Genomic DNA, 3,272 nt, shown 5'->3' with positions numbered 1-3,272 from the left:
GTGAAGGGCGGGAGCCCTTCACCGCACCGCCTGCATTTTCTAATCCTGGCGCGTCCTCCATGACTGGCCAAGGATTCCACAAAAAGGAAGGGTCTCGACGTATGCGCGAGCGCTCGGAACGCGGTGCTGTGGCCGTTGAGTTTGCGCTGCTGGCGCCGGTCCTGATTCTGTTGCTGTTTGGCATCACGGAGTTCGGCCGGGCCTATAACGTGCAGATATCTCTTTCCAATGCGGCCCGCGAAGGCGCGCGCGTCATGGCAGTCAGCAACGACCCGGCTGCTGCCCGAAATGCCGTCCGGGGCGCACTCGGAACGCTCGTACCGGTACTGGCCGACAACAATATCGTCTTCACTGCCTCCACGCCTGCCGGCGCTAAGACCTGCTCGGCAGGAGCTCAAATGTCCGTGACCGTGGCCTACACGCTCAGCACGATGACTGGCATTGCCGGCCCCTTCGCCATGCAGGGCCAAGGAGCCATGCTGTGCGGGGGGTAGGACGTCAAGACACCCGTCAGCGTGGCGCTATCAGCGTGATCGTCGCCATCGTGATGGTATGCCTCCTGGGTTTCGCCGCCCTGGCCGTAGACGTCGGGGTACTCTACGCCGAGCGGGCCCAGCTGCAGAATAGCTCGGACGCGGTGGCACTGATGGTGGCCCAGAAGTGCGCCAGGAGTGTCGCTGATCCGGAATGCTCCGCCACGTGGCCGCGGCCCACCGAGCTTGCCGCCAAATTGGCCAACGGCAACGCCGCGGACGGCCTGACCAACATCAAATCCATCACCCTCGATAAGACCAAGGGTACCGTCTCGGTAAACACCGGGGCGAAAGAGACGGGAAGCCCCGCCAACAGCATTTCGCTGTTCTTCGCCAGGGCCCTGGGCATCACCAGCGCCGAGGTGGGTGCCACGTCTCGGGCCCAGTGGGGTGCCCCGTCAAAGGGAACCGTGATCGTGCCGTTGGCGATCGCTGAATGCAAATTCTCTCCAGACCCCACTTTCGTGCAAGTCCTCACTATGGACGTTAACGGATGCGGCGGGATTCCTGGCGGCTTCGGCTGGATCACCGACGTAAAAGACAGCCAATGCAGCGTCACGATTAGCGCCGGCGCATCAAGTGACCCAGGGATCTGGTTCAACAGCGACACCGGCGCCCCCCGACCCTCCGTATGCTCAGCCGCGGACATCAGTGCCCTACAAGATCAAACGGTTCTGCTTCCGCTCTACGCTGTCGCCACGGGAACGGGCTCCGGCGGCAAGTTTTACGTCAAGGGGTTTGCGGCCTTTCACGTAACCGGCTATCGCCTTTCCAGCGACAGCTGGAATTCTGGTGGACTTGCCAACAAGTCCATCCGCGGATACTTCGTCAAATTTGTCTCCCTGTCTCAAGCCCTCGAACTCGGCGGCACCGCGGACTACGGTGCGTCCGTCGTCCGCCTCAGCATTGGAGCACCCTAAGCATGAAGTCCCGACTACTCGCCGGAGTAGCAGCGGTCGTCCTGGCCGTCGTCGGCGCCATCCTCGTGGTGTCCTACGCCAGCGGCGCGGACGCGCGGGCTGTGAAGAATCTTGAGCCCCTGGACGTCCTCATTGTGGCAAAGCCTGTGCCGGCAGGCACCTCCGTAGAGAGCCTCCTGCCCTTCCTGACCAGTCAGAAGCTCCCGGGCACCGCTGTAGCCAAGAGCGCTCTGGCCAGTCTCGACGGCCAAGCCGGAAAGGTCACCGCCGTTGACCTATTGCCCGGGGAGCAGCTCGTTGCGGAGCGTCTGGCCGCCCCGGAAACCATCAAATCCAGCGGCGGCGCCATACCTGTACCGGAGGGCTTGCAGGAAATCTCCTTCCAACTCGAGCCCCAACGAGTCGTCGGCGGCCAACTGGCGCCCGGCGATCACATCGGCATCTTCATCTCGCTGAAGGGCGGCGGCATCGAGGCCTCGCCGGAGAAGGAGACGACGCAACTGACCCTCCACAAAGTCCTGCTGACCGCGGTGCAGGGCGCCCCAATCCCGACGGCAACTCCCCAGCCCTCGGATAGCGGCTCGGCCGCGGCCCCCGCTGCGGCTCCCCCTGTTCCCGCCGGGCCACTGATCCTCACCGTGGCCGTGAACGATGTGGACGCCAGCAGGATCGTCTATGGCAGCGAATTCGGCACCCTCTGGCTCAGCAAAGAACCGCTTAACGCCGTGGACAGCGGCCGCCCTGGAATTATGACGAAACCGGAGGTATACAAATGAGCCGCTTCGTGATGATCACGCCCAATACTGACTTCGACGCGCGGGTTCGCCGGGCACTGGCAGGCGGTCTGCCCGGCGGCCTGCAGACCTTCGCCTTCGTCGATCCGTCCGACCCTGGGGCACTGTTCATGAACCTTAACCAGGAGCGCCCCGAGGTGCTGATACTTGGGCCGGACCTGCCGTTCGAAGACGCGTTGCGGCTGGCTATGGTCTTTGACGTCCAATTGCCGGAGTTAAGCATCATTCTGGTCAGCGAACCTGATCCAGACATTGTCTTGCTGGCCATGCGCGCCGGCATCCGGGATTTTCTCAKCCCGAACGCCGAAGATGCCCAGATCCGGATTTTGCTGGAGCGCGCCTGCCAGTCCTTTGCCAGCAAGTACAGGACAGAGGCCGGTCAGGAGCCTGGGGGTTCGAGTGGCCAAGTGATCGGCGTCTTCTCGCCCAAGGGCGGAGTAGGCAAGACGACAATCGCCACGAACATCGCCATAGGACTCGGGCAAATCGCGCCCATGAGTGTGGTGATCGTGGACTTGGACCTGCAGTTCGGAGATGTAGCCTCGGGCTTATACCTCCACCCGGAGCACACTGTCACGGACGCCGTCTCCTCCGCGGCGAGCCACGATTCTCTAGTGCTCAAGGCCTTCCTGACCGTGCATTCCGGCAACATCTATGCGCTCTGCGCCCCGCATAGTCCGGTGGAAGCCGACTTCGTCACACCGGAGCAAGTCACCCGAATGTTGCAGCAGCTCGCGGAACAATTCCAGTACGTCATCGTGGACACAGCCCCGGGATTGCCTGAAATAGGTCTGGCTGCGATGGAGCAATGCACGGACATTGTCTGGGTGACCGCCATGGATGTTCCCAGCATCCGAGGACTCCGGTCCGGCCTCGAAATCCTTGGCCGGCTGGACGTCCTGCCTGAGACGCGTCATGTGGTCCTGAACATGGCAGACTCCAAATCCGGCCTCAGCGTCCAGGACGTTGAGGCGACCATAGGTGCGCCCGTTGACTTCAGCATTCCCCGTTCGAAGGCCGTAGCC

General features: G+C 62.7%; 4 protein-coding genes. All 4 read left to right on the top strand.

Translation table 11 applies throughout. The annotated features are described in order from the left end of the window. On the top strand, positions 1-494 hold a 494-nt coding region (locus tag AC1D1W_RS20265), incomplete at its 5' end, for a TadE/TadG family type IV pilus assembly protein (RefSeq protein WP_476944649.1). A gap of 35 nt (positions 495-529) precedes the next feature. Further along, the gene (locus AC1D1W_RS20260) at positions 530-1,453 is read left to right on the top strand and encodes a pilus assembly protein TadG-related protein (protein ID WP_243181075.1); all 924 of its coding nucleotides are present in this window, start codon (positions 530-532) and stop codon (positions 1,451-1,453) included. Positions 1,454-1,455: 2 nt separating this feature from the next. After that, positions 1,456-2,229, top strand: coding sequence for a Flp pilus assembly protein CpaB (cpaB, locus tag AC1D1W_RS20255; protein ID WP_243181076.1), 774 nt, complete (start codon positions 1,456-1,458; stop codon positions 2,227-2,229). Next, the coding region (locus AC1D1W_RS20250) for a CpaE/TadZ family protein (protein ID WP_476944648.1) at positions 2,226-3,272 on the top strand (1,047 nt) is incomplete at its 3' end. The genes cpaB and AC1D1W_RS20250, both read left to right, overlap by 4 nt.

The organism is Arthrobacter sp. P1_B4, from assembly GCF_056406555.1.
Note: the sequence above shows the minus strand (reverse complement) of the source record. Positions and strands in the feature narration are given on the sequence as shown.